Source organism: Bacillus sp. FSL K6-3431 (assembly GCF_038002605.1).
GTDB lineage: Bacteria > Bacillota > Bacilli > Bacillales > Bacillaceae_C > Lederbergia.
The window spans coordinates 235418-259561 of the sequence record NZ_JBBOCT010000001.1; the positions used below are offsets into that span (position 1 = coordinate 235418).

The following is a 24144-nucleotide window of genomic DNA, read 5'->3' on the forward strand; positions in this document are numbered from 1 at the left end:
CTTGAAGGAACTCGTATTAATCTATATGAAAATAGCGAAAACTTAGGTAAAATAGAAGGAAATGAACATGATGAGGGGTTTGTTAGCAACATGGTTAACATATTAGAAGAGATCACCAAGGATAGCCAACTTCAAAAAACACTTACTTTATTGGAAAGATTCCAGCAAAATGGGGACGATATCCGCGTTGAGAAAGCAAAAAACTTATTAAAAAAAATGCATGAAAAAGAATTCATTACTGCTTTTAGTGGGCATTTTTCAGCGGGGAAATCGACGATGATTAATGCTTTAATTGGCGATCAAGTTTTACCTTCAAGTCCGATACCGACAAGTGCAAACTTGGTGAAGGTATTAAAATCCGCCGAAGATTATGCAAAAGTGTACTCGCATTCTCAAAAAACATTATTATTCCAGGCACCTTATGATTTTGCAACCGTAAAAGAGTACTGCAAAAATGGGGATGTAACGAATATAGAAATAGGAAAAAAGGATTCACTTCTCCCAAAAGGAGTAACTATTATGGACACACCGGGAGTGGATTCAACAGATGATGCACATCGCATAACTACTGAATCAGCACTTCACTTAGCTGATATTGTTTTTTATGTGATGGATTATAATCATGTACAATCAGAACTTAATTTTATGTACACGAAAAATTTACTTAAACATGGAGTCAAATTATATTTGATCATTAATCAAATTGATAAGCATAATGAGCAAGAGCTATCATTCACTTCTTTTAAAAAATCTGTCCATGATTCGTTTGCTAGTTGGCATGTAGAACCAGCCGGGATATATTTTACGACATTAAAAAAGCTAAAACATCCAGACAATGAATTTACGACGATAAAAGCATTGATTGATCATGCTTTTTCCCATCATAATGACTTGATGCAGGGGACAATAGATGCGGCTTTTAATCGTTTAGTTGCTGAACATGAAGCTTGGCTACAAGATGAAATGGACATAGCTGCGCAACCATATGAACAAGTAATTACAGAATACTCCGACGAAGAACTTCAAACATTATTTACGGAAGAGACCGAATTAACTACTGAAAAAGAAAAAATCTTGAAAACTGCAACAAACTGGGAAAGAGCGTTTGAAAAGGAACGTGAAGTGATTCTGAAAAATGCTTATTTAATGCCATATGAAACGAGAGAGCTTGCAGAACAATACTTAATTTCAGCGCAATCAGATTTTAAAATGGGATTTTTATTCAGTAAAAAGAAAACGGAAGACGAAAGATCAGAAAGACTTCAATCATTCTATATAAGTGTAAAAAAACAGGTTGAATCGCAAATAAATTGGCATCTGAAACAGTTAGCAGTGAAAAAGCTGGAAGAAACGGAGCTTTTTGAAGAGAAACTGCAAGCAGCAGCACAACAAATGGAAATTACATTCGAAGCAAGTTTTTTAACTAATGCAGTACATAGGGGGGCCGGTATAAACGGTGAATATTTGCTCCATTATTGTGAGGAAATAGCCAGTCGCCTTAGGAATATAGCAATGAAGACCTCTGATCAATTTAAAATAGCTGTTGCAGAAGTATTACAAACTCGTATGGATAAAAAGCTAATAATGGTTAATAAGCATTTATCGAAGATAGAGAAAGGGACGTCTGCTTTAAGATCATTAATCGAGTTGGAAAAAAAATGCGATCGAAAGAAGGGCTTGCTTTTTATTCCATCAGGGAAGGAAGAAGCACAATTATTATCATTGGCCAGAAAATGGGAGAAAGAATTATTAGATGTAACCATTTATGATGATAATGCTGTAAACAAACCTGAGATGATTCCGGCTGTTACTGAATCAAAAAAGGAATATAATACAAACTTAGATACATCTATCGATATGAAAAAAATGATTGAAAAACTAGATCGCGCTGTTACTTCACTATCAGGAATTAAAGGCTTTAACAGAATGACAGAGCAATTATCTGAAAAACGCACGAGGCTTAAGCACCAAAACTTTACGATTTCCCTTTTTGGGGCTTTTAGTGCAGGAAAGTCTTCATTTGCTAATGCACTACTAGGTGAAAGTGTTCTCCCAGTATCACCAAATCCTACGACAGCAGCAATTAATCGAATTTGTCCACCGACGAAAGAGAACTTACATGGTACAGCAATTGTGCGATTAAAAGAAGCGGACCAACTATTAGCAGATATTAACGAGTCATTATTGCTGTTCGATTACGCAAGCAATACATTAGAAGAAGCCTTTACAATTGTCCCAAAAGTTCTTTCCAATCATCAGGGTGAAGGAAAAGAAAAGATTCATTTATCGTTTTTGACTGCTTTTATCCAAGGGTTTGATTTATATCGAGAAAAACTTGGTACTGCCATAAAAACAAACTTAGAAGGGTTTCAAAGTTTTGTAGCGAATGAAACCCAATCATGCTTTGTCGAAGCAATTGACTTGTTTTATGATTGTTCTTTTACAAAGAAAGGGATCACATTAGTAGATACACCTGGTGCAGATTCGATTAATGCTAGACATACTGGAGTTGCATTTGAATATATAAAGGACTCTGACGCGATTTTATTTGTAACGTATTATAATCACGCTTTTTCAAAAGCAGATCGAGAGTTTTTGATTCAACTTGGACGCGTAAAAGATGCTTTCGAACTTGATAAAATGTTTTTTATTGTAAATGCCATTGATTTAGCTAGCTCTGAAGAAGAAGTATCAGAAGTGCTAACGTACGTAAAAAGGGAGCTTACTAAAAATGGCATCCGTTTTCCAAAAATTTATGGGATATCAAGCAAATTAGCTTTAATCGCTGGGGAAAGGAAAGCCTCTAACCTAAAAGCATTCATATCTGACTTTAACCACTTTCTAGATAAGGAATTAACTGCAATGGCAATTAATTCAGCTGATAAGGAATACCAAAGGGTTTTGGTTATGCTTGAACAGCTAATCCAATCTGCAAATGAAGATGAAAGTATAAAAACACAAAGAAAAGAAGCTTTAATATCTACAAGAGAAAAAATAGATACATTGCTTTTAGAAAATAAAGCTAATATATTGAGCGATCGACTTAAACAAGAGACAAAGGAACTTTTATTCTATGTTAAACAAAGGGTGTTTTTCCGATTCCCGGACTTTTTTAAAGAAGCTTTCAACCCAGCAGTGTTGCAAGGAAATAGTCGAGAGCTATTGAAAAAACCATTAGAGGAATTATTGGCAACAATGGGCTATGACTTTGCTCAAGAGATGAGAGCAACATCTTTACGATTGGAACAATTTACGAAAAAACTTCTTCAAGGTCGATTTGGAGAGATAGAAAAAGAATTACAAGCGTTACAATCGGAAATCATGCTTTCACAGTTAGAGATTTCTAAAGGTGTTTCGCCGGACTTTTCGGCAGCTTTTGTCGAAGTGGAGCGGAAGCCACTAGAAATTGTTTTTAAGTATTTTAAAAATCCAAAAGGATTCTTTGAAAATAATGAAAAAAAACGGATGGAAGAAGCTTTACGGGATTTATTAGCTCCATTAGCAGATGGATATATCGCAGGTGAACATGCTAAGTTAAACGCTCATTATGAGGTAGTGTTGAATGCTGAGTTTTCAAAGATGAAAGATCGTGTTATTGCAGATGTGAATGAGCAATATGATGCGTGGATTGATGCATTGTCAGATAGCAATCAACTACCAGACTGGATTAAAACCCATTCCGTATTGCTGAACCATTAATATGGATGTTCGAAAAAAATTCGCTAAAGGGGTGGCATCTATGAAGATTATTAAATCTGCTACATGGTTGAAAGAGCGTTTAAATCAGACGAATGTGAGAGTGGTCGATTGTAGATATTCGCTTGGAGATTGTTCATATGGGGAAGAGGCATTTAAAAAAGGCCATATTCCAGGGGCAGTTTATTTTGATTTAAAAAAAGATTTATCAGGACCAGTCCAGGAGCATGGAGGAAGACATCCTTTACCAGACTTGAGTGTATTTAAGCATAAAATAGAATTAGCGGGTGTGGATAATCATACGATTGTGATCGCGTATGATGATGGTGAGGGCTCATTCGCTTCTCGGTTCTGGTGGTTACTGACATATATCGGACATGAACATGTGTATGTATTGGATGGGGGATTAAAGAAATGGCAGGATGCAGGTTATCCCGTAACCGCTCATACAAGGGAATACGAAAAGAAGGTGTTTTCTATTTCCGAGAATAAGGATATGCTTGCCACATATGCTGAAGTTAAACAAAGAAGTGCAGACAGACAAGCGATATTAATAGATTCAAGGGCGAAAAAGCGCTATCTAGATCTTGAAGAACCATTAGATAAAAAGCCAGGACATATTCCTAGTGCAATCAATAAAGAGTGGACAGATGGTTTTGAGGGTGGAAGATGGAAAAGCAAGCAAGATCAAATGGAAAGATTTACTGATTTAGACCATTCAGATAATATCATTGTTTATTGTGGATCTGGGGTTACTGCTACACCAAATATTCTTGCTTTAATGGGTGCAGGATTTCGTCATGTAAAATTGTATGCTGGTAGCTATTCTGATTGGGTTTCTTATGATGATAATCCAATCATTGGAATAGACGAAAACAAAGAGCCTTAATTTCCAGGGTACTGAAAAACTTCGACTTTTCAAAAAAAATAGCAGGATTAGGAAAAAAAGGGCGAAAAAAATGCCCGGTTCTTTTATAGTTAAGAATATGAGTGTGTGTTGATTTCGTTCCAGGTACTCGCTTTCCGCGGGCGGATCGGGAGCCTCCTCGGAGTGCTGCGCACCCTGCGGGGTCTCCCGTTACCCGTTTTTCCCGCAGGAGTCAGTACCTTTCACTTTAATCAAATCAATTGGAATTTGGCTGAGGTATAAACAAATCTTTTCATTTAACAATGTTAAACAAGGATGTTGTCTTGCTTTTTAGTACTCCAATTAGCCTTGCAAAAAAGAAGACTCAAGATTATAAAAGTGATTTTTGAATCGTCTTTTTAATCGATATAGTTTATATTTTACCGATATTTTAATCAATTAGTTTCAATAATCGATCACTTTAATGATCTTTCGACGCAATATTCCATTTAATCCTCCATGACATCCGTTGTGTTTTGACGGGAATCTTAACTTATATGGACTAAAAATCATTGATTGTTGAATTTTGTACATAGTACCCGCCCGCTTGAAATTGATACTATAATTATTCAGCAAAAAGGTATAATTCCCTTTAAATTTAGGGTATTATACCTATTTACGTAGGCTCTATTGATTTTTAGCACATTCCGTTGATAGCGGAAGGCGGCGACTCCTGTGGGAAAAGCGCGTCTACGTGAGATCCGCGGAAGCTTTACGGAACGAAGCCTAGAGTCGCCACATCGTGTGGCAACGGCTTCGTGACCAACATCCTGTTGGCCTGAGGAAGCTCACGAACCGCCCGCGGAAACATACTAACATTAGTAGCACAAACCAAGACCATGGTTGTGCTACTATTTTTTATAGTAGAAGTCGGTGATGCCCATGAATTGGCCAAATCACATTTTAAATACGTGCGGCATGAGACTTATGTACAAGATGACTATTTTGAACAGATGCGGGCCTTAGGGCGCTACTATGAGGATATAGAAAAAGAGATCAGACATCACCACAATCGCTTATACTCCTTCCTGCAGTTAAGTTTTCCGCTACTATATGCAGATCTCCCAGAATGTATAAAGCACTTGCTGCGTTTACATGATTGGAAACAAAACTTACCGTGGGAAATAGAAAACCAAATTGATTGGAGTGGAAGGCGGCTCCTGGGGGATTAGCGTGACAGGTGAGACCCTACAAGGAGGCTGCAAGCATAAAGTCGCCACATCCAACGGCTTCGTGTTAACATCCTGTTAGCCTGAGGCGGCTCACCACACGCCCCCGGAAGCGCCGCCTGGAGTACAAATCAACGGTTGTTAACCTTCGCGTTGTGTGTAGATGATTTTAATAAACGACTTGACTACGGTTAAGAAAGGGTCCGCCTGAAGCGGAAATCAACTGTATTCTATAATAGACCCTTCTTAAGGGGACTTTTTTAGTGCCCTATTTCGGCTCTGTTTTCATATGCTATACTAGAATAGATGAAAATTATTTAAAGAGGTGTTTATAAGAAATGAAGCAACAACATTTATTGTTAGTAGATGGAATGGCATTATTATTTCGGTCTTTTTATGCAACAGCAGTGAGTAAATATTTTATGGTAAATACAGCGGGAGTGCCAACTAATGCAGTTCAAGGGTATATCAAACATTTACTGATGGCAGTGGAACATGTAAACCCCACTCATGTGGCAGTTTGCTGGGATATGGGAAGTGTAACCTTCCGAAATGATCTATATCCAGAATACAAAGCTAATCGTGGGGCAGCACCAGATGAAATGATCCCTCAATTTGATCTAGCGAAAGAAGTGACAACAGCCTTCCACATTCCTAATATCGGTACAGCAGGGTTTGAGGCAGATGATTGTATCGGAACAATTTGTGAGCAATATAAAGATCAAATGAACATTTCGGTGCTAACTGGTGATCGAGATTTAATCCAAATCGTAGATGACAATGTTCAAGTGCTAATTATGCAAAAAGGGATGGGCAATTATAAAACATATACGAGATCATTAGTTTGGGATGAATTTAATATATTGCCAAAACAACTCATTGATGTAAAGGCATTGATGGGTGATTCAAGTGATGGCTATCCAGGGGTTAAAGGAATCGGTGAAAAAACGGCATTAAAACTTATTCAGAACTTTGAACATATTGAAGGTCTACTAGAAAATATTAGTACCATAACATCTTCACAAAGGAAAAAAATTGAAGCAGAGTTAGATGTTCTCCATCTATGTAGGGAACTAGCAAAAATAAAATGTGATACACCACTAGTTGTGAATATAAGCGAATGTGAATGGACGGAAGTTTCTTCTACAGCTTGGACTGCCATTCATGAGCATGAATTAAAAACAATTCACACCTATTTACTCAAATCATCCATGTATGCAAAGGCAGATGAAGTTTTCAGTATTGAAAGGTAAGGGAGAAGGATTCATTGTCATTGAAATATGTTGATTTAGAAAAGTATCTCCTTAATTTAGAAGATAAAGGTTTTAAATTTAAGGAGGATGCGATTTCTTTTATTTATTTTGGAAAACAATTAACTGGATCATCTGATAAACTAGTGGCACTTGCTATCGAACTGACACTAAAAAATCAAAAACGATTTGATGGTAGTTTTTATTTATCATTACTTGAAACTTTAAAGGAAAATAATATTCGGACAAGTAGGCAAGCATATCATTTTGCTGAAAATATTGGTTTATTAAAAAGCATCTAGCAGAGTAAATCTGTAGATGTTTTTTTATTATCTAGTTATGGTTGTGAAGTATGCAAATAATCCAAAAGGACATGATAAACTTGTGCAATTTTAAAGATAGCTGGCACAATAAAGAAATTTTTGGGAGGTTTATAAATGGGAATATTAAGTGGGAATCCAAAAGATGAACCAATGCATTATGGTGAAGTATTCGGCACCTGGTCCTTTTTAACGGCAGGTAAAGGAATGGTGGCAGCCTATCAGGCACTAATCAATCATTCTGGGGATGATGACTTAAAAAAGCTAATAGAAGAATCAATTCAGCAATGCAAGAATGAAATGAAACAAATAGAAGAATTATTAAAGGAAAACGGGGTGGGATTGCCGCCTACTCCGCCCGAACGACCTAAGACAAGTGTGGATGATATCCCGGTTGGTGCTCGTTTCCAAGATCCTGAAATTGCCGCCAAACTGTCTGCTGATACTGCCGCTGGCTTAGTGGCATGCAGCACAATTATGGGACAATCCATTCGAGAAGACATTGCAATGATGTTTGGTCAAATCCATATGCAAAAGGCTTCGTTAGGTGCAAAAATGCTTCGTCTAAATAAAGAAAAAGGATGGCTAATACCTCCACCACTCCATCGAAATTAGGAGTAATGAACAATTATTATTTTGTTGAAACGATACATGAGAAGCAGTAAATTGGAGGGTAAAAATGCAAAAAAGAAAATTTGATCATAGTGATAGCACTAAATTGGCGGGTGTCAATTATAATCCAGCAAATTTAAAAAGTAATTCGGAACTTATGTCAGGTCTTGCTATGACTCATGAACAGGTTAGCGATACCTATGTGGAAGGGACAATTGATGGTTTAAGTGGAGAAGATACAGTTGCAGATTAAATAAGAAAGATCCGTAATGGAAGAGGAGCCTCTTACTTTGTCAGGGGCTCCTTTCATATTCATCACTAGATATGTTATGACTTTTAACAGCCGCAATATGATTCTGGGAATCCTTTGTTCAGTACATAATAAAATGTCCTCCGTTAATAATAAATTGAAATAAGAGGAGGGATTCATTAATGGAAATGCCAGCTCGAGCCAAGGGAAAAGGGGATGAAAAAGATCCCAAAAAATTAGCATGGTGGCAGCTGTCCCTTATCGGGGTAGGATGTATAATTGGCACAGGCTACTTTCTGGGTTCTGGTATTGGAATAATGATGACAGGACCTTCTATTCTTATTTCCTTTACACTTGCTGGAATAGGCACATATATTGTTTTTGAGGCGCTCGCAAAGATGTCTACGCAGGATCCTCAGAAAGGTTCGTTTCGCTCTTACGCTAAAAAAGCATATGGACCTTGGGCTGGTTTTAGTAGTGGTTGGGTTTATTGGTTCTCGGAAATGTTAATTACCGGAAGTCAACTAACTGCATTATCCATTCTTTCCCGGTTTTGGTTCCCTGCTGTCCCATTATGGATGTTTGCTTCAGGCTATGCCATTCTTGGGGTGATCGTTGTTGTCATAGGTACAAAGGGATTTGAAAGGATTCAAAACGTATTTGCAGTAATAAAAGTAGCAGCGATTATGATGTTTATCGTACTAGCGATTGCTGTCCTTTTTGGACTTTTCGGGGGAAGTAGCAGTGATCTTCAAATACCGAAAAACATAAATGAGTTTATGCCAAAAGGAATGACTGGATTATGGTCATCGCTTATCTTCGGTTTTTATGCATTCGGCGGAATAGAAATTATGGGAATTATGACGACACGACTTAGAAATAAAGAAGATGCTAAAAAATCAGGAACAATTATGTTAATTCTATTAACAATTATTTATTTAATTTCACTTGCTCTTGCTACATTATTAGTGGCCACAAATAATTTTAATATGAAGGAGAGTCCATTTGTCATTGCTCTTGATAAATATGATTTGGCTTTTTTTCCGCATGTCTTTAACGGAGGTATAATTATAGCTGGATTTTCTACAATGGCGGCTTCGTTATTTGCTGTTACAAGCATGGTCGTCACTTTATCAAAGGATGGAGATGCACCTAAGTTTTTTTCCAAAAAGGGTAAGCTAAAAGTTCAGCCCTTCGCACTAGGACTAACGATTTGCGGTCTCTTCACATCGATTATTTTTGCACTGCTTATGCCTGATCGTGTTTATGAATATATTACAACGGCAGCTGGTTTAATGCTCTTGTATAATTGGTTCTTTATTCTAGTTTCTTTCCCAAGACTAATAAAGGTAACTAACTTTGATCAATTGAAACGATTTACTGGAATGGCTTTAATATTGCTTGCAGTCAGTGGTACATTACTCCATAAAACAAGCAGACCAGGTTTTTTTGTTAGTATATTGTTTGTTGCTATTGTCGTAATTGTCCTTTTCATCATGCATTTCATAAGGAAAAAAAAGAAAAATGTATATCCCAAAAATATCTAAAAGTAAATATAGAATTTATCCTGTATGGTATTGGAATAGGAACAGAAATTTTGCCAACTCGATTGATTGACAATATCTTTTACTTTAATTAGATCAACTAACTAAAAGTGAAGGAATTTTTCATTGATGATACGGTAATTATTATCCCATTTGTTGGACTTGTGTCTTATTTTGCGCGGTGGTTATACAGAGTAGCCCAACAATCCTTGATCCAAATGGTAATGCTGTGAGGGAAATGAATATTTGTGATAGTGGGGTTTGACCTATGTATTAAGAAAACAATACCTTTGCTGCTTGAATGCCAAAGTAAATCCCAAATCCTATGAGAGATAATCCAGATAATATAGATATAAATGCAAGGGTTTTTTTAGTTAGAAATCTTCTAAAACTACTTGCAACAGCGGCCATTGTTATATCCCAAATTAACAAGCCTATAAATATCGCAACACTGTAGAGGATTACGTACTTCTCATCATATTCTGCAGATATTTTAGCTAGAACGGAACCGTAAATGCCAAGCCAGAAAAGAATAGTTAATGGATTCGATATCGACATTAAAAAACCAGAAAAGAAAGACTTAACTGGAGAGTCGTCACTTTTTCTGGAACGTAAATCAATCTTACCTGCATCCATTAAACTTTCAAACCCTGTATAAACAAGAACAAAAAAGCCAAATAACCATAAAAATGTTTTTATAAACGGAAACTCCAGAAAATGTACCAATCCGAAATAGACTCCAAGCATATAAACGCCATCTGCTACCATAGCACCTAGACCAACAAGCCAAGCATGAAAGAACCCGCTTTTAATACCTTTGTCTAATTGTGCAGCATTCACTGGTCCGATAGGTGCTGCTAGTGACAAACCAAGAAAGATATAACCCAGAAAAACTCCCATTTCCATACAACCCCAATTCCTTTTATTTTTACAGTCGCTTGTACAAATTCTATTCATGAGTAAAGGGTTGTACGACAACTTTTTGACAACATCAAGTATCAGTTAATATTTTTCAAAGATTAATGCCGTAAAAATTTGGAGGGAATATATTTCTTGTGAATAAGCAGAATATGTAGTAAGGAGATGATATGTATGAAACATATTAAAGCATTAGCATTAAAATTCATTTCTAGCCTTGTGCTTCTTTATATTATACTTGGGGCAATCTATGGTTTGAATTTTGGAAATGTTTTCTTGATCACATTGGTATTGGGGATTGTTTCCTATTTAATTGGTGACTTGTTTATACTGCCTAGAACGAATAACATGACAGCAACTATTGCAGATTTTGGGCTAGCATTAATTGTAATATGGTTAGTGACAGCTAATGTAACTGTTGATCGGAATACTTTTGCTATTTCTTTGGTTTCTGCAATAGCCGTGGCACTATTCGAGTTGTTTTTTCATAAATATTTAGCAAAAGGTGAAATGGAAGACACCCAATCAGATGTTGGTCGAACGGAAAGCTTCCAATATCAAACAGAAACTTCACAGGAGCTAGCTCCGGAAAATGATGACTTCAAGGAAGAAAAAAATGATGATGAAATATAATACAGTTTGATCAAAATTTGAAGGGGAAAATCACTGACTTTCCCCTTTCTTTAAGTTAGCATTACCTACTCTGAGAATCATGAAGCAAGATATAATTTTATAGGATGTTCTACATAATTAAAGACCATCCATGCTTGGTCCTAAAACCCAATGGCCAGGCGCATTTATTTCCTTTAGAGAAACACGGTCATTTGTCGTTTCATATAGTTTTAAAACCAGTAAGTGCTTCGCGATTCAGCTTTAAGATTTGTCCGACAGTATGTGAAAATAATGAAATCAGCGTTTTTTATAATTTATGGGGGTGAAAAAATGTCTGTTTTTGTTTACCAAACATTTGAGATTAATCAAAAATGTTTTAAAGCGGGGATAGAAAATTTAAAGGAAATTAAAAAGCACAGAAATGATAACTATGACCACACGGTAGAAATGTTGACACCAATTACTGGTAATGATTCAACATTTGCCATTCTTTCCACATATGAAGGACTGGCTGAAATGGAATTCCAAAATAAAAAAATGTTCGACGATGAAGATTATTTGAAATTAATTGGTGAGTTTTTTTTGGAGAATATTGTACAAGGAAGTATGAATACACAGTTATATCGGTCGATGAGCGATAAGGAAACGAAATAAAGAAATTATACCAAAAACCTACCTAGATTCTAGTTCTATTTTCCATAAGGTTCATGATGATATTATCTTTCTTTCCATAATATAAAAGTTGTGTAATTATATAATATTATGCGGCTTTCTTTTCACAGGAGCTGTTAAGATAAAAAGCAGATAGCAGAAAAAACTCAGCTATCTGCTTTTTATTCATTTTGATGAATGGCTTTCCGTGCTAGTTGATCTGCTTGTTTATTTTCTTTAGACGGGATCCACTTTATAAAGAAAAGGTCTAATCTACTAGCTAAGTCCAAAGCTTTATTTAACAGTGGTCGGTATTTCACATTACGCACATATGCTTTTTCTACTGCGTTAACAACCGCAGTAGAATCTGAGCGGACAGAAATAGTCGTAAATTTCTTTTCCAAACAGATTTCAAGGCTTGAAATCAAGGCGAGAAATTCTGCTTCATGATTGTCTTTTATACCTATAGGAATCGAAAAACTATTTACCTCTCCATTATTTTTAATGAAAATACCGACCCCACTTAAACCAGGATCACCGGCGCTAGCACCATCTATATAAACTTCAACCATGAAATTCTCCTTTCTATGATTAATAAACAATAGCTCCGGGAAATATCATAAGAAAGAACTTATCGATCTCAGAAGATCCCGTCCTTAAATGAAAGGTGTTGTTATTTATGAAAATAAAATTAAAAATAATTTATCAACCAGCAAAAACAATTGCAGTTCCGTTTGAATCTGAATGGATAGAGGAACGCTACGTGGAGGACTTACTTATCGATTTGCAGAAAACGGGAAGAATGAAGCATATAACCATTATGGATGAAATGGGAAGAGAATGGAATAGAAAAGAGTATGAAAAATTAAAACAGAAGACGGAAATGGAACCAAAAAATCCAGTTGTTTATTTTGATGGTGGATTTGATAAATCAAATAAAAAATCTGGGATTGGCATAGTAATTTATTATGAAAAAGGAAATGAAGTATATAGATATAGAGTGAACGGAAAATTAGATGCGCTGGAAACTAATAATGAGGCGGAATATGTAGCATTATATAACGCGCTATTATCATTAAATGAGATTGGGATTCGGCAGCAACCGTGTAAACTCAGAGGGGACTCCCAAGGTGTTTTAAAACAACTATCTGGTGAATGGCCGTGTTATGAAAAGACATTAAACAAATGGCTTGATCGAATCGAAGTGAAAATCCAAGAGTTGGGAATAAAGCCTATATTTGAAGTTATTTCGAGATCAGATAATAAAGAGGCAGATAAACTAGCAACCCAAGCACTTGAAAATAAAGTTATTCACAGTCACGCAAAATTAGAGTAATCCATGGCGGAAAGGTTGTATATATGAAGCGGTATAAAGTAATGAAAGAAATTGACGAACTTTTCTCATTATATTGCGATGGTTGTTTTTTAAAAACCCATCATAGAAAGGCATTCGGAAAAGCATATGCACATTCTTTTTGCATCAAAAAATGTACAGTAGGCGCAGCTATACAAACGAAAGGAAAGAATCTTTAAGAAGTTGTTCAAAAGTAACCCAATGATAAATTAAATGAGAATTTCTTCATGCGCAATTTTTTTTACAAAGGATAAAGGGTCCTCTGTTGAAAGAAAAGAAAATTGGATCACAGAGATCAGCACAACGTATGTGCAAGTTCTAGATAGAGTTTGCTCTTTTCTTTTTGTCTAAACAAAAAATAGCAGGCAATCAAATTGCCTGCTATTACCATTATATTATGAAAGTTTAGTTACGTTAGCTGCTTGAGGTCCACGATTTCCTTCTACGATTTCAAAAGAAACTTCTTCGCCTTCTTCTAATGATTTAAAGCCCTCGCCTAAAATTGCTGTGAAATGAACGAATACATCATCGCCGCCATCAACTTCTAGGAAGCCAAATCCTTTTTCGTTATTAAACCATTTAACTTTACCGTTTTGCATAATACTAATTCCTCCTAAATCATACAGCACAAAGTGCTATCAAAAATATTATCATCTATAGATGATAATGTAATTTTACGATAAAAAAAACACTATGTAAAGGCGATTGTCTTATTGTCTATGTATTATAATAATTGTATAGAACATGAAAGGAGTAGGATAACCATCCTTGTTAAAAGCATAGCTATATAGTAAACTTTTAGGTGCTTATAAATACTTATAAGGGGTAGAGATATAAGATGCCAACACCTAGCATGGAAGATTATATTGAGCAAATATACTTATTAATAGAAAATAAAGGCTACGCCAGAGTATCTGATATCGCTGAAGCTTTAGCAGTCCATCCCTCTTCCGTCACAAAGATGGTACAAAAGCTTGATCGAGATGGCTATCTTATTTATGAGAAATATAGAGGGCTAATTCTTACTCCCAAAGGCAAGAAAATCGGTGGGAGACTTGTTGAAAGACATGATTTATTGGAGAAATTCCTTCATATAATCGGTGTAAAGGAAGAAAATATTTATGATGATGTGGAAGGAATTGAACATCATTTAAGCTGGAATTCAATAGATAGGATAGGGGACCTCGTTCAATTTTTCGAGGATGATCCTCAGCGGATTAAACAATTAGAATTACTACATTTGAAAATCGAAGAAGTATCCGATAAAGAGCCAATATAAGCTGGTTCTTTTTTATTTGAGCTATATAATGATACTAAGTGGGAAGGGGCGAATACAAATGGTAGATCAACGATATTCTATTAATGAATTTATAGAAGAAACAAAGCAAGAGGATAAGGATCATGGTTTATTTGAGTTAGAAACACCACGCTTCTTAGAAATTAATTTGAATGGTGACGTGTGGGCAAAAGCAGGGTCAATGGTATCTTATCGGGGGAATATTAAATTTGTTAGAGAAGGCATATTAGAGCACGGTATCGGAAAAATGTTCAAAAAGGCATTTACAGGTGAAGGTACTGCACTTATGAAGGCTACTGGAAATGGGAAATTGTATTTAGCTGATAATGGTAAAAAAATATCCATATTAAATCTTCATAATGAATCGATTTTTGTCAATGGTAATAATCTGCTTGCTTTTGAGTCTGAACTCGATTGGGATATTAAATTGATGAAACGTGTGGCTGGTATGCTAGCAGGTGGTCTTTTTAATGTGAAAGTAGATGGGAGCGGTATGGCGGCTATTACCACGCATTATGAACCATTAACTTTGATTGTATCACCTAGCAATCCAGTTTTTACGGACCCAAATGCAACAGTTGCATGGTCAGGTAGTTTACAACCAGAATTTGTAACGGATGTTTCGTTAAAAACTTTCCTTGGTCGAGGCAGCGGAGAGTCTATTCAGATGAAGTTTACTGGGAACGGATTTGTCGTTGTTCAACCGTTTGAAGAAACGTATTTTTCCCAGCAAAGCAATAGCTAATTACGTACTTTTTATTTATAAAGCTCATAGGCATTGTGATTAGGTACAATCGATATCGTTGCATGTTACAATAAAAATATATAATAGGATGTTCAAAAAGTCACCAAAGGATAAATGGCGAATTTTTTGTTTCTCGTTTGGCACCTTTTTGACCACGCACTATAATAAAATGAGGGAAAAATTAATGATTGGAATGGTCCATTTTGAAAATATTTTCTGTAGATAAAATTACAAAAGCATATGGAGAGAAGCAGCTTTTTGATGAAATTACCTTTCATATTCAAGAAAAAGAGCGTATTGGGATTATTGGCGTGAATGGTACGGGTAAATCAAGTTTGCTTAAAATAATTGCTGGTATCGACGATGCTGATTCTGGCCAATTTTTCCACCCAAAAGACTATTCTGTTGGGTATTTACCACAAATACCAGTTTTAGATGAATCACTAACGATCCTTGACCAGGTGTATCAAAGTGATTCACCAATAATAAAACTAATGAAAGCACATGAAGAAGCATTACTGCAATTAGCTGCTGCACCTGAGAATGAGGTGCTTCAAGAAAACTTATTTCGATTGCAAAAACAAATGGATGCTGAAAATGGCTGGGAAGCAAGTACAGATGCGAAAGTAATCCTTTCTAAATTAGGACTTGATCAAATAACGCAAAAGGTAGGAGCATTATCAGGCGGACAGAAAAAGCGCGTTGCTTTAGCGCAAGTATTAATAGAAACGCCTGATTTGTTACTATTGGATGAGCCTACAAACCATCTAGATTATCAAAGTATTAAATGGTTGGAAGGGTATTTAGGTAAATATCCAAATGCCGTGATGATTGTAACACATGATCGATATTTTCTTGATAATATGGCGAATCGAATTTTAGAATTGGATTATGGAAAAATATATTCATATAAGGGGAATTATCAATCATTTATTGAAGCAAAAGCATTAAGGGAAGACCAAGAATTGCAAGCGGAAGATAAAAGACGAAATTTATATAGAAGAGAACTTGCATGGATGAAAAGAGGTGCAAAAGCAAGATCAACAAAACAGAAAGCGAGAATTAATCGCTTCGACTCTCTTTCATCAGATTTAGGGAAAGTACCCGCAAAGGATAATATAGATATCGCATTGCAAGGAAGTAGGCTTGGTAAACAAGTCTTTGAATTTATTCATGCGGAAAAAACGTTTGAAAACAAACAAATTTTGCAGAACTTTAATTGGTTAGTTAAACCCGGAGATAGATTTGGTATCGTTGGAAAAAACGGAAGTGGGAAGTCGACTTTATTAAATCTGTTAGATGGGCAGCTTACATTAGATAGTGGAGAGTTGTCTATCGGTCAGACAGTGAAGATTGCGTATTATACCCAAGAAACAGAAGTAATGGATGAAAATCAGCGAATGATCGCTTATATTCGTGAGGTTGGGGAAGTGCTAGAGACTTCAGATGGAGAGACTATCTCTGCAGTACAAATGCTGGAACGCTTTCTTTTTCCAACTAGCACACATGGAACACCGATAAAAAAACTCTCCGGTGGCGAAAGAAGACGATTGTTTTTGTTAAAGTTACTAATGGACAAGCCAAATGTATTGCTTCTTGATGAACCTACAAATGATTTGGATACTGCGACGCTAACAGTATTAGAAAACTATATTGAGGAATTTCCCGGAGTAGTTATATCCGTATCACATGATAGATACTTCCTCGATAAAACGGCAGATCAATTATTGGTATTTCAAGGAGAAGGAAAAATCCTGCATTTTTTCGGAACTTATTCTGATTATTTGGAGACAGAACAACAAGAAGAAATTCCTGCTAAATCAGCGAATCAACCGAGTAACCCATCAACCTCGCGCACTAACGGAAATGATAAAAAGAAAAAGATGACTTTTAAAGAGAAGTTGGAATGGGAAAGCATCGAAACTGAGATTGCTGATGTAGAGGAGCGTTTAGAAATAATCAATATGGAACTCCAGCAAGCAGGAAGTGACTTTGAGATAGCACAGAAATTAATGAAAGAAAGTGAACAAAAGAACATTCTATTAGAGCATTTGCTTGAACGATGGACATATCTTTCGGAAATAGAAGGGTAGGGTCTCTAATCGATCTGTCTCTGCCCGACTTCGTTTTAACACCATAACCCTGTAACAGGTATCACGTTGGGGCATGTTGTTAGAGCTGCTATTGTGCCTATGATACAATAAGTGTAATGGAACTTCTATAGTAATTGAAGGTCATGAAAGGTGGAACGATATGAATATTAAAACAATCGAACCAACTCCTAGCCCGAATACGATGAAAATTAATTTGGACGAGGAACTTGCTGCTGGTAAAAGTAATAATTATAAACAGGACCAAGCAGAAAGTGCTCCACCCATTATTAAATCGATTCTTGAAATTGAAGGGGTAAAGGGCGTATACCATGTTGCTGATTTTTTAGCGGTGGAAAGAAACGGGAAGCATAGTTGGGAAGAGATACTCCCTCAAGTGAGATTAGCATTCGGGGAAGCAGTTGATGATTATGATATAACAGATAATAAAGTGGATGAACATTTTGGAGAAGTAAATGTTCATGTGTTGATGTTTAAAGATATCCCTGTTCAAATAAAATTAACAACAGAAACAGACGAAAAAAGACTAGCGCTTTCCGAATTGTTTACTAAATCGATGGAAGATGCCCAACTTGATGGCGAAAACTATGTGCTATTAAGAAAATGGAAAGACTTCGGGGTACGATATGGCGATTTAGCGCAGATAGGTAAGGAAGTAGCTGAAGAACTTGGTGCTGCCTATCCACAAGAAAGGCTGAAGGGACTCGTTGAGCAAGCACAGAATCCAACTATTAGTACAAAAATCAAACAAGCAAAAAAATTAATTAAGTTAACTTTAGAGGACTTAGATCACCCCGATTGGAAAATTCGTTATCAGCTGTTAGACCAAATGGATGATCCTACAGTTAAAGATATCCCGGTATTGGAAAAGGCGCTACAAGACGAAAGATCATCCATTCGTCGACTTGCAGTAGTTTATATGGGAATGGTTGAAGATCGTGCAATTTTGCCTTTTTTATATAAAGCGTTAAAAGATAAGACAGTACCAGTGAGAAGAACGGCGGGAGATTGTTTATCCGATTTGGGTTTTGCCGACGCAATGACTGAAATGAGTGAGGTTTTACAGGATAAAAGTAAAATTGTACGTTGGAGAGCTGCCATGTTTTTATACGAGGTTGGAGATGATAGCGTGCTTCCAGCATTAAGGGCTGCCACTGATGATCCGGAATTCGAAGTACAATTACAAATTAAAATGGCAATTGAACGTATTGAAGGCGGAGAAGCAGCCCAAGGATCCGTATGGAAACAAATGACGGAAGCAAGACAAAAAAACTAGAAATTTAAGGAGGAAGTAACATGTCTATGGCATATGAAGAATATATGAAACAAATTGTAAAACCAATGAGAGAAGAATTAATAAAGGCGGATTTTCAAGAATTACTATCTGAGGCTGATGTGGAGCAATTTATGGAATCCACTCAAGGCACAACACTATTAGTAATAAATTCTGTTTGTGGTTGTGCAGCTGGTCTTGCTCGCCCAGCAGCAGTACATGCTGTCGCATCTAGCAACACGAAGCCCGATCAGCTTGTAACAGTTTTTGCCGGTCAAGATAAAGAAGCAACTGCAAAAATGAGAGACTATTTTACGCATCATGAACCTTCATCACCATCCATGGCGTTATTAAAAGGTAAAGAAGTAGTACATTTTATCCCTAGGGAAGATATAGAAGATAATGATGTAGAAGAAATTGTTAAAAACTTAACAACAGCATTTCAAAAACATTGCTAAGGGGGAGCCAAGCATAAGGCAAGATGGCTGGAGGGTATCTTTTTATGCCCTCGGAGCCCCTAGCGCCTGAAGCTAGACTATAAGGAACAACGGCTAAGGACGCCCCGTCGTGTTGCAACGCCGTTATGACTCGGATCGTGCGAGCCTAAAAAATAGAGCTATGGGCTTAGCCCTTAGCTCTTAATCTGCAATTGCCAAATATACAAAATAACCAATCATTATGAAAGCCCCAATATTAAGAAGCGCTGCTTGCATGCTGATACCCCCTTTATATGATTACAATACTTCTATTATACCTGAGAATATTTTTTTTACCATTTTGAAATAGTGAAACTTAGTCGTAGAATATTCGTATAATATACTATATACTATAAATAAGAAAATAAAGAAAGGGATCAGCGGAGATGAAACAATGGCTTAGAAAATCACTAATTGTTGTTGTATCAATACTAACATTTGGCACTGTCACTCCATCACATGCACTATGGTCACAAGAACAAGAGGTTGCGAAATCGCAGCAACGAGGCTCTTCCGCTGACCATACGCCCAATCAGCCTGCAGTTGTTGTTGAGGCTAAATTACAATCTACTGACAACAGAGTTGATAAAGAACAATTTATCAATGAAATGACATTGGAAGCTGAGCGGCAATCTATGACAAAATTTGGTCCGAAGATTTCCAATGTAATTGAAAATGAATTTAGAGAAATTGTTTTACCAAATATTGAATCTGCTATTCAAATGACAGCAGCACAGTTTCCCGAAGATGCATTAGCAAGTTTAGAGATTACTGAAACACCAAGCGGTGGTGTAAGTGAAAAAATCTTTCATATTTTTAATAATGATACACAACAAGATATTATACGCTTCCATGTAAGAAGGGACAAGCCCCCATTGGAAGGATACACATTTAATTTCCATTATCACACGTATCACGATGAGTTCCAAACACATTATTCGCTCGGAACAATATACTGGGATAAAAATACCCCCCCGAAGTGGAAAGCGGTTTAACAAGCACATCGCGACGTGCTTGTTTTTTTCTGGTAAAATATCACACTATTAAAAATTACGATAAATGAATGATGATAAATGATATAATAAAGCATGTTTTTAAAAGTTTATTTCATTTTAAAGGATGCTGAAGCTATATGAAAAACTGGGTAATTATGCCGATAATGCTAATCATCGTAATACTGGGGACAGGTCTATCGCAACCTACATATAATGGCCTGCTTTTGAAAAATAGTAATGTATATAAAAATATAGAATTACAATCTATTGATATATTGAAAGACATCGTTGTTGTTCCCGAAAGTCCATTTAATGAAACGGAAGCGATGATGGTATTAAAAAGGTTAGATATTCTTCCAATCTCTATTTTACAAAATATGAAGAAAAAAAGAATAAAAGTTATATTATTTACTGGTGAATTAACGGATAATCCGAGCGCAGCACATTTAAAAGGTGTTGCACCAAGAGGCTATCCAAGTGGAATTGTATGGAATGACTTACCGGGCGTTGGCGGCTCTAAATTAATACTTGTTAAAATTGGTCATAGCGAACAAGGAAAAGGACATGGATCAGTTAATTTAGAATATCACGAAATAGCGCATACAATATATCATTACACGCAAAATGATAGCAATAAAACCGATTTTACATTAGCATGGGAACAAGAAGCGAATATCTTATTTCCAGGGCAAAGTTATTTTTTGAATTATAAAGAAGAGTATTTTGCCGAAAGCTTTGCATTATTCTTTCTTTCAGATGTGACGAGAATGAAATTGAAGGAATTTGCGCCAGTTACATATGGATTATTTAGTCAATTATATAATGGTTAGGATGGGTGAAAATGAAACAATATGTACAATTAATAAATGATGTGTTAGAGAATGGAACAAAAAAGGAAGATCGCACGGGTACTGGTACGATCAGTACATTTGGTTATCAAATGAAATTTGATTTGCAAAAAGGATTTCCACTGCTTACTACGAAAAAACTTCATACAAAGTCAATCATCCATGAACTTCTCTGGTTTTTGGCAGGTGATACAAATATTGCTTATCTACAGGAGAATGGAGTAAGGATTTGGAATGAGTGGGCAGATGAGAATGGCGAATTAGGTCCGGTATACGGTAAACAATGGCGGTCATGGCAAGTAGCAGATGGGTCAACTAAGGATCAAATTAAAGATGTGCTCCAGCAAATCAAAAACAATCCTGATTCGCGTCGTATGATTGTAAATGCGTGGAATGTAGGAGAGATTGATAAAATGGCTTTACCTCCATGTCATTGTTTATTCCAATTCTACGTAGCAGATGGAAAACTATCGTGTCAACTATATCAAAGATCAGCTGATATTTTTCTAGGAGTACCATTTAACATTGCTTCATATGCTTTACTGACAATGATGATGGCGCAAGTGACAAATCTGGAGCCAGGTGAATTTGTACATACGCTCGGGGATGCACATATCTATTCGAACCATCTGGAGCAAGTACAGTTACAGCTTAGTCGGGAACCTTGTTCACTTCCAACAATGAAGATCAATCCAGAAGTAAAAGATTTATTTCAGTTTACTTTTGATGATTTCTCATTAGAAAACTATGATCCACATCCACATATTAAAGGGGCGGTAAGTGTATGATTTCTTTTTTATGGGCAGAAGATGAGAATGGACTAATCGGTAAGGAAAATGATCTACCTTGGAGATTGCCTGCTGATTTGAAATACTTTAAAGAGACGACGATGGGACATACCATTGTCATGGGAAGAAAAACATTTGAATCAATTGGGAGACCGTTACCTGGACGTACAAATATTATTTTAACTCGGGATTCAGATTATAAGCAGGAAGGCTGCCTAGTTTTCCATTCTAAAAATGAACTTCTACAATGGGCAGATGAAAATAGCTATGAAGTTTTTATTACAGGTGGATCGGAAATTTTTAAACTATTCATAGACGAAGTGGATCAGTTATATGTCACTAAAATTCATGCTACTTTCGAAGGTGACACGTATTTCCCAAAATTAGCTTGGCAAGAATGGACTATAGTATCAAATAATAAAGGTCTAAAAGATGAAAAAAACCCATATGATTATTATTTTCAAAAATATAAAAAGAAATAAAGAAAAAGCGAGCTAAGCAGCTCGCTTTCTTATATTTGACAAAGTAGTATATATGTCTAATTAGTGTCGAGGTTGAACTTTTTTCTGTATTTATACATAGAACAAAATACAGAAATATATGCATGCACTTCCTGCAATTACAAACAGATGCCAAATAGCATGTGAGTAAGGCAAATTTCTCCATATATAGAAAATGGCGCCTACGGAATACAAAAGTCCTCCACTAAGTAGTAAACCAAATCCGGTTCCACTTAAATTAGAATATAGAGGCTCAACAGCAATGATTACTAACCAACCCATAACCAGATAAAAAAAGGTGGAAAGTACACGAAACCGGTTAATTAAGAAACATTTTAAAGTAATTCCTGCAATGGCTAAGCCCCAGACAATCCCGAACAAAGTCCAACCGAGAACACCATTTAGTGAAACCAGTACTAGTGGTGTATATGTGCCTGCGATTAATAGGTAGATAGCTGAATGATCAAGTATGGCAAATATATTTTTTGCTTTTGAAGGCTTAAAACTATGGAGCATTGTAGAAAATAAATAGAGTAGTAACATGGAAATGCCATATATAGTGAAGCTAACGATCTGAAGTGGATCGCCTTTTTGCGCTGCAGAGACGATTAAGATTACAAGCGCTGGGATACTTAGAAGAAATCCGATACCATGAGTAATAGCGTTAGCTAGTTCTTCTTTCCAATTATATGACTCGCCATCAGTATAAAAAGTTGTTTCCATTGGAAAACCTCCAATTCCTTATCCATATATTTTATCGTCACATGTGATGAAATGCAAACGCTAAGGAAAAACAACCTAATGATTCAACTGCATCGCTTTTTTAAAAAGGCCATTTCTATCCTTCTAGTAATGAAACCTGTATAATATGATTGAAGATTATAAGGATGTGACTTAATGAATAAAATAAAAATTGTAACGGACTCGACGTGTGATTTATCAAAATCTGAAATAGACAAATTAAACATACACGTTATTCCTTTATCCATTACTATTGACGGAGAAACTTATTTAGACAGAGTTGATATTACTCCAAAGACCTTTATGCAAAAAATGAAACTATCTGCTGAACTGCCAAAAAGTTCGCAACCCGCAGTAGGTGAATTTATAAAATTATATGATGCATTAGGTGAGGATGGTAGTGAAGTACTATCTATCCATATGACTGGTAAAATGAGCGGTACTGTAGAGGCAGCAAGAACAGCAGCAAGTATGAGTAAATCAAAAGTAACAATTATTGATTCCTTATATATTTCCAAAGCGTTGGCATTTCAAGTGGAAAAGGCCGTTAATTTGGTTAAAGAAGGAAAAACAGTACATGATATTATCGAATCCTTGGAAACTGTCCGAAATAATACAAAATTATATCTTGTTGTAGACACACTTGAAAATTTGGTAAAGGGTGGCAGAATTGGAAAGGGGCGTGCGATGATTGGTTCTTTGCTAAATATAAAGCCAATTACGATGTTGGAAGATGGCGAACTATCACCAGTTGCCAAAGTAAGAAATCAACCACAGGCAATCAAGTATTTAATTAAACAATTTTCAGAAGATATCGAAGGTAAAACGATTAAAAGTGTTGGACTTGCACATGCAAATGGTCTAGAATTCGCTATGAAAATAAAAAAAATAATCGAAGAACTGACTGGTTTTGATAAAGTAGAGATAGAAGATACTACTCCAGTCATTGGTACACACGCAGGTCCGGGAGCGCTAGGATTTATGTATTATGTTGAGTAAATCATTGCATTTTCTACTTCGGTCTGTAAACGATCGCTATTTTTTTGTGCAAAATTACTCAAACATTTTTTGTTTTCGTTTTCCTTTG

At 36.1% G+C, this 24144-nt stretch carries 25 protein-coding genes; 21 read left to right on the top strand and 4 right to left on the bottom strand.

What is annotated here, in order from left to right; translation table 11 throughout:
* Window positions 1-90 precede the first annotated feature (90 nt).
* The 7 genes from MHB53_RS01115 to MHB53_RS01145 all read left to right on the top strand — a co-directional run bounded on the left by MHB53_RS01115 (window position 91) and on the right by MHB53_RS01145 (window position 9751).
* Window positions 91-3699: a dynamin family protein gene (locus MHB53_RS01115; RefSeq protein WP_340915150.1), complete on the top strand. Its 3609-nt coding sequence runs from the start codon at window positions 91-93 to the stop codon at window positions 3697-3699.
* 40 nt (window positions 3700-3739) lie between these two features.
* A complete protein-coding gene (locus tag MHB53_RS01120) occupies window positions 3740-4585 on the top strand; it encodes a sulfurtransferase (protein ID WP_340915151.1) in 846 nt (281 codons plus the stop codon).
* A 1525-nt stretch (window positions 4586-6110) separates the two neighbouring features.
* Window positions 6111-7025: a 5'-3' exonuclease gene (locus tag MHB53_RS01125; RefSeq protein WP_340915153.1), complete on the top strand. Its 915-nt coding sequence runs from the start codon at window positions 6111-6113 to the stop codon at window positions 7023-7025.
* Window positions 7026-7039: 14 nt separating this feature from the next.
* Entirely contained in the window at window positions 7040-7324 is a 285-nt protein-coding gene (locus MHB53_RS01130) for a DUF6123 family protein (RefSeq protein WP_340915155.1), read from the top strand.
* Between the two features lie 135 nt (window positions 7325-7459).
* The gene (locus MHB53_RS01135; RefSeq protein ID WP_340915157.1) at window positions 7460-7957 is read left to right on the top strand and encodes a DUF3231 family protein; all 498 of its coding nucleotides are present in this window, start codon (window positions 7460-7462) and stop codon (window positions 7955-7957) included.
* A gap of 64 nt (window positions 7958-8021) precedes the next feature.
* A complete protein-coding gene (locus MHB53_RS01140; RefSeq protein WP_340915159.1) occupies window positions 8022-8207 on the top strand; it encodes a YozQ family protein in 186 nt (61 codons plus the stop codon).
* 179 nt (window positions 8208-8386) lie between these two features.
* Window positions 8387-9751: an amino acid permease gene (locus tag MHB53_RS01145; protein ID WP_340915161.1), complete on the top strand. Its 1365-nt coding sequence runs from the start codon at window positions 8387-8389 to the stop codon at window positions 9749-9751.
* A 270-nt stretch (window positions 9752-10021) separates the two neighbouring features.
* Here MHB53_RS01145 and MHB53_RS01150 read toward each other — a convergent pair whose 3' ends face one another.
* Window positions 10022-10648 (bottom strand): LysE family transporter, encoded by a 627-nt coding sequence (locus MHB53_RS01150; protein WP_340915163.1) that lies wholly within the window; start codon window positions 10646-10648, stop codon window positions 10022-10024.
* Between the two features lie 192 nt (window positions 10649-10840).
* Between MHB53_RS01150 and MHB53_RS01155 the strand changes: the two genes are divergently transcribed.
* Both MHB53_RS01155 and MHB53_RS01160 read left to right on the top strand, forming a co-directional pair.
* Entirely contained in the window at window positions 10841-11299 is a 459-nt protein-coding gene (locus tag MHB53_RS01155; RefSeq protein WP_340915164.1) for a YndM family protein, read from the top strand.
* Between the two features lie 309 nt (window positions 11300-11608).
* Window positions 11609-11932: a hypothetical protein gene (locus MHB53_RS01160; RefSeq protein WP_340915165.1), complete on the top strand. Its 324-nt coding sequence runs from the start codon at window positions 11609-11611 to the stop codon at window positions 11930-11932.
* Window positions 11933-12111: 179 nt separating this feature from the next.
* Here MHB53_RS01160 and MHB53_RS01165 read toward each other — a convergent pair whose 3' ends face one another.
* Window positions 12112-12501, bottom strand: coding sequence for a reverse transcriptase-like protein (locus MHB53_RS01165; RefSeq protein WP_340915167.1), 390 nt, complete (start codon window positions 12499-12501; stop codon window positions 12112-12114).
* A 107-nt stretch (window positions 12502-12608) separates the two neighbouring features.
* Between MHB53_RS01165 and MHB53_RS01170 the strand changes: the two genes are divergently transcribed.
* Complete coding sequence (locus MHB53_RS01170) at window positions 12609-13265, top strand: reverse transcriptase-like protein (RefSeq protein ID WP_340915169.1); 657 nt, start codon at window positions 12609-12611, stop codon at window positions 13263-13265.
* Between the two features lie 23 nt (window positions 13266-13288).
* On the top strand, window positions 13289-13462 hold the full coding sequence (locus MHB53_RS01175) for a zinc-finger domain-containing protein (RefSeq protein WP_340915170.1): 174 nt from the start codon (window positions 13289-13291) through the stop codon (window positions 13460-13462).
* Window positions 13463-13678: 216 nt separating this feature from the next.
* On the opposite strand, the gene cspD is transcribed toward MHB53_RS01175, so the two are convergent.
* Entirely contained in the window at window positions 13679-13882 is a 204-nt protein-coding gene (gene cspD, locus MHB53_RS01180) for a cold-shock protein CspD (protein ID WP_340915172.1), read from the bottom strand.
* 239 nt (window positions 13883-14121) lie between these two features.
* Here cspD and mntR point away from each other — a divergent pair, with 239 nt between their 5' ends.
* The 9 genes from mntR to MHB53_RS01225 all read left to right on the top strand — a co-directional run bounded on the left by mntR (window position 14122) and on the right by MHB53_RS01225 (window position 22298).
* Window positions 14122-14562 (top strand): transcriptional regulator MntR, encoded by a 441-nt coding sequence (gene mntR / locus MHB53_RS01185; protein WP_340915174.1) that lies wholly within the window; start codon window positions 14122-14124, stop codon window positions 14560-14562.
* A gap of 58 nt (window positions 14563-14620) precedes the next feature.
* Window positions 14621-15325 (top strand): AIM24 family protein, encoded by a 705-nt coding sequence (locus MHB53_RS01190; protein ID WP_340915176.1) that lies wholly within the window; start codon window positions 14621-14623, stop codon window positions 15323-15325.
* Between the two features lie 203 nt (window positions 15326-15528).
* The gene (locus MHB53_RS01195) at window positions 15529-17418 is read left to right on the top strand and encodes an ABC-F family ATP-binding cassette domain-containing protein (RefSeq protein WP_340915177.1); all 1890 of its coding nucleotides are present in this window, start codon (window positions 15529-15531) and stop codon (window positions 17416-17418) included.
* Between the two features lie 160 nt (window positions 17419-17578).
* Window positions 17579-18712 (top strand): conserved virulence factor C family protein, encoded by a 1134-nt coding sequence (locus MHB53_RS01200; protein WP_340915180.1) that lies wholly within the window; start codon window positions 17579-17581, stop codon window positions 18710-18712.
* A 20-nt stretch (window positions 18713-18732) separates the two neighbouring features.
* A complete protein-coding gene (locus MHB53_RS01205) occupies window positions 18733-19167 on the top strand; it encodes a BrxA/BrxB family bacilliredoxin (protein WP_340915181.1) in 435 nt (144 codons plus the stop codon).
* A gap of 404 nt (window positions 19168-19571) precedes the next feature.
* Entirely contained in the window at window positions 19572-20180 is a 609-nt protein-coding gene (locus tag MHB53_RS01210; protein WP_340915182.1) for a YpjP family protein, read from the top strand.
* A 137-nt stretch (window positions 20181-20317) separates the two neighbouring features.
* Entirely contained in the window at window positions 20318-21010 is a 693-nt protein-coding gene (locus MHB53_RS01215) for an anthrax toxin lethal factor-related metalloendopeptidase (protein ID WP_340915183.1), read from the top strand.
* An 11-nt stretch (window positions 21011-21021) separates the two neighbouring features.
* A complete protein-coding gene (locus MHB53_RS01220; protein WP_340915184.1) occupies window positions 21022-21816 on the top strand; it encodes a thymidylate synthase in 795 nt (264 codons plus the stop codon).
* A complete protein-coding gene (locus MHB53_RS01225; protein ID WP_340915187.1) occupies window positions 21813-22298 on the top strand; it encodes a dihydrofolate reductase in 486 nt (161 codons plus the stop codon). The genes MHB53_RS01220 and MHB53_RS01225 overlap by 4 nt, the downstream gene beginning before the upstream one ends.
* Before the next feature lie 90 nt (window positions 22299-22388).
* On the opposite strand, the gene trhA is transcribed toward MHB53_RS01225, so the two are convergent.
* On the bottom strand, window positions 22389-23039 hold the full coding sequence (trhA, locus tag MHB53_RS01230) for a PAQR family membrane homeostasis protein TrhA (RefSeq protein ID WP_340915188.1): 651 nt from the start codon (window positions 23037-23039) through the stop codon (window positions 22389-22391).
* A gap of 174 nt (window positions 23040-23213) precedes the next feature.
* On the opposite strand from trhA, the gene MHB53_RS01235 reads away from it, so the two are divergent.
* Entirely contained in the window at window positions 23214-24056 is an 843-nt protein-coding gene (locus MHB53_RS01235) for a DegV family protein (RefSeq protein WP_340915190.1), read from the top strand.
* Window positions 24057-24144 lie beyond the last annotated feature (88 nt).

Coding starts and splice junctions, on each gene's coding strand:
- MHB53_RS01200 (WP_340915180.1), top strand. CDS start 17,579: ATGAATATTAAAACAATCGAACCAACTCCTAGCCCGAATACGATGAAA.
- MHB53_RS01170 (WP_340915169.1), top strand. CDS start 12,609: ATGAAAATAAAATTAAAAATAATTTATCAACCAGCAAAAACAATTGCA.
- cspD (WP_340915172.1), bottom strand. CDS start 13,882: ATGCAAAACGGTAAAGTTAAATGGTTTAATAACGAAAAAGGATTTGGC.
- MHB53_RS01135 (WP_340915157.1), top strand. CDS start 7,460: ATGGGAATATTAAGTGGGAATCCAAAAGATGAACCAATGCATTATGGT.
- MHB53_RS01205 (WP_340915181.1), top strand. CDS start 18,733: ATGTCTATGGCATATGAAGAATATATGAAACAAATTGTAAAACCAATG.
- MHB53_RS01140 (WP_340915159.1), top strand. CDS start 8,022: ATGCAAAAAAGAAAATTTGATCATAGTGATAGCACTAAATTGGCGGGT.
- mntR (WP_340915174.1), top strand. CDS start 14,122: ATGCCAACACCTAGCATGGAAGATTATATTGAGCAAATATACTTATTA.
- MHB53_RS01155 (WP_340915164.1), top strand. CDS start 10,841: ATGAAACATATTAAAGCATTAGCATTAAAATTCATTTCTAGCCTTGTG.
- MHB53_RS01120 (WP_340915151.1), top strand. CDS start 3,740: ATGAAGATTATTAAATCTGCTACATGGTTGAAAGAGCGTTTAAATCAG.
- MHB53_RS01225 (WP_340915187.1), top strand. CDS start 21,813: ATGATTTCTTTTTTATGGGCAGAAGATGAGAATGGACTAATCGGTAAG.
- MHB53_RS01150 (WP_340915163.1), bottom strand. CDS start 10,648: ATGGGAGTTTTTCTGGGTTATATCTTTCTTGGTTTGTCACTAGCAGCA.
- MHB53_RS01215 (WP_340915183.1), top strand. CDS start 20,318: ATGAAAAACTGGGTAATTATGCCGATAATGCTAATCATCGTAATACTG.
- MHB53_RS01115 (WP_340915150.1), top strand. CDS start 91: ATGGTTAACATATTAGAAGAGATCACCAAGGATAGCCAACTTCAAAAA.
- MHB53_RS01175 (WP_340915170.1), top strand. CDS start 13,289: ATGAAGCGGTATAAAGTAATGAAAGAAATTGACGAACTTTTCTCATTA.
- MHB53_RS01210 (WP_340915182.1), top strand. CDS start 19,572: ATGAAACAATGGCTTAGAAAATCACTAATTGTTGTTGTATCAATACTA.
- MHB53_RS01125 (WP_340915153.1), top strand. CDS start 6,111: ATGAAGCAACAACATTTATTGTTAGTAGATGGAATGGCATTATTATTT.
- MHB53_RS01235 (WP_340915190.1), top strand. CDS start 23,214: ATGAATAAAATAAAAATTGTAACGGACTCGACGTGTGATTTATCAAAA.
- trhA (WP_340915188.1), bottom strand. CDS start 23,039: ATGGAAACAACTTTTTATACTGATGGCGAGTCATATAATTGGAAAGAA.
- MHB53_RS01160 (WP_340915165.1), top strand. CDS start 11,609: ATGTCTGTTTTTGTTTACCAAACATTTGAGATTAATCAAAAATGTTTT.
- MHB53_RS01145 (WP_340915161.1), top strand. CDS start 8,387: ATGGAAATGCCAGCTCGAGCCAAGGGAAAAGGGGATGAAAAAGATCCC.
- MHB53_RS01190 (WP_340915176.1), top strand. CDS start 14,621: ATGGTAGATCAACGATATTCTATTAATGAATTTATAGAAGAAACAAAG.
- MHB53_RS01165 (WP_340915167.1), bottom strand. CDS start 12,501: ATGGTTGAAGTTTATATAGATGGTGCTAGCGCCGGTGATCCTGGTTTA.
- MHB53_RS01220 (WP_340915184.1), top strand. CDS start 21,022: ATGAAACAATATGTACAATTAATAAATGATGTGTTAGAGAATGGAACA.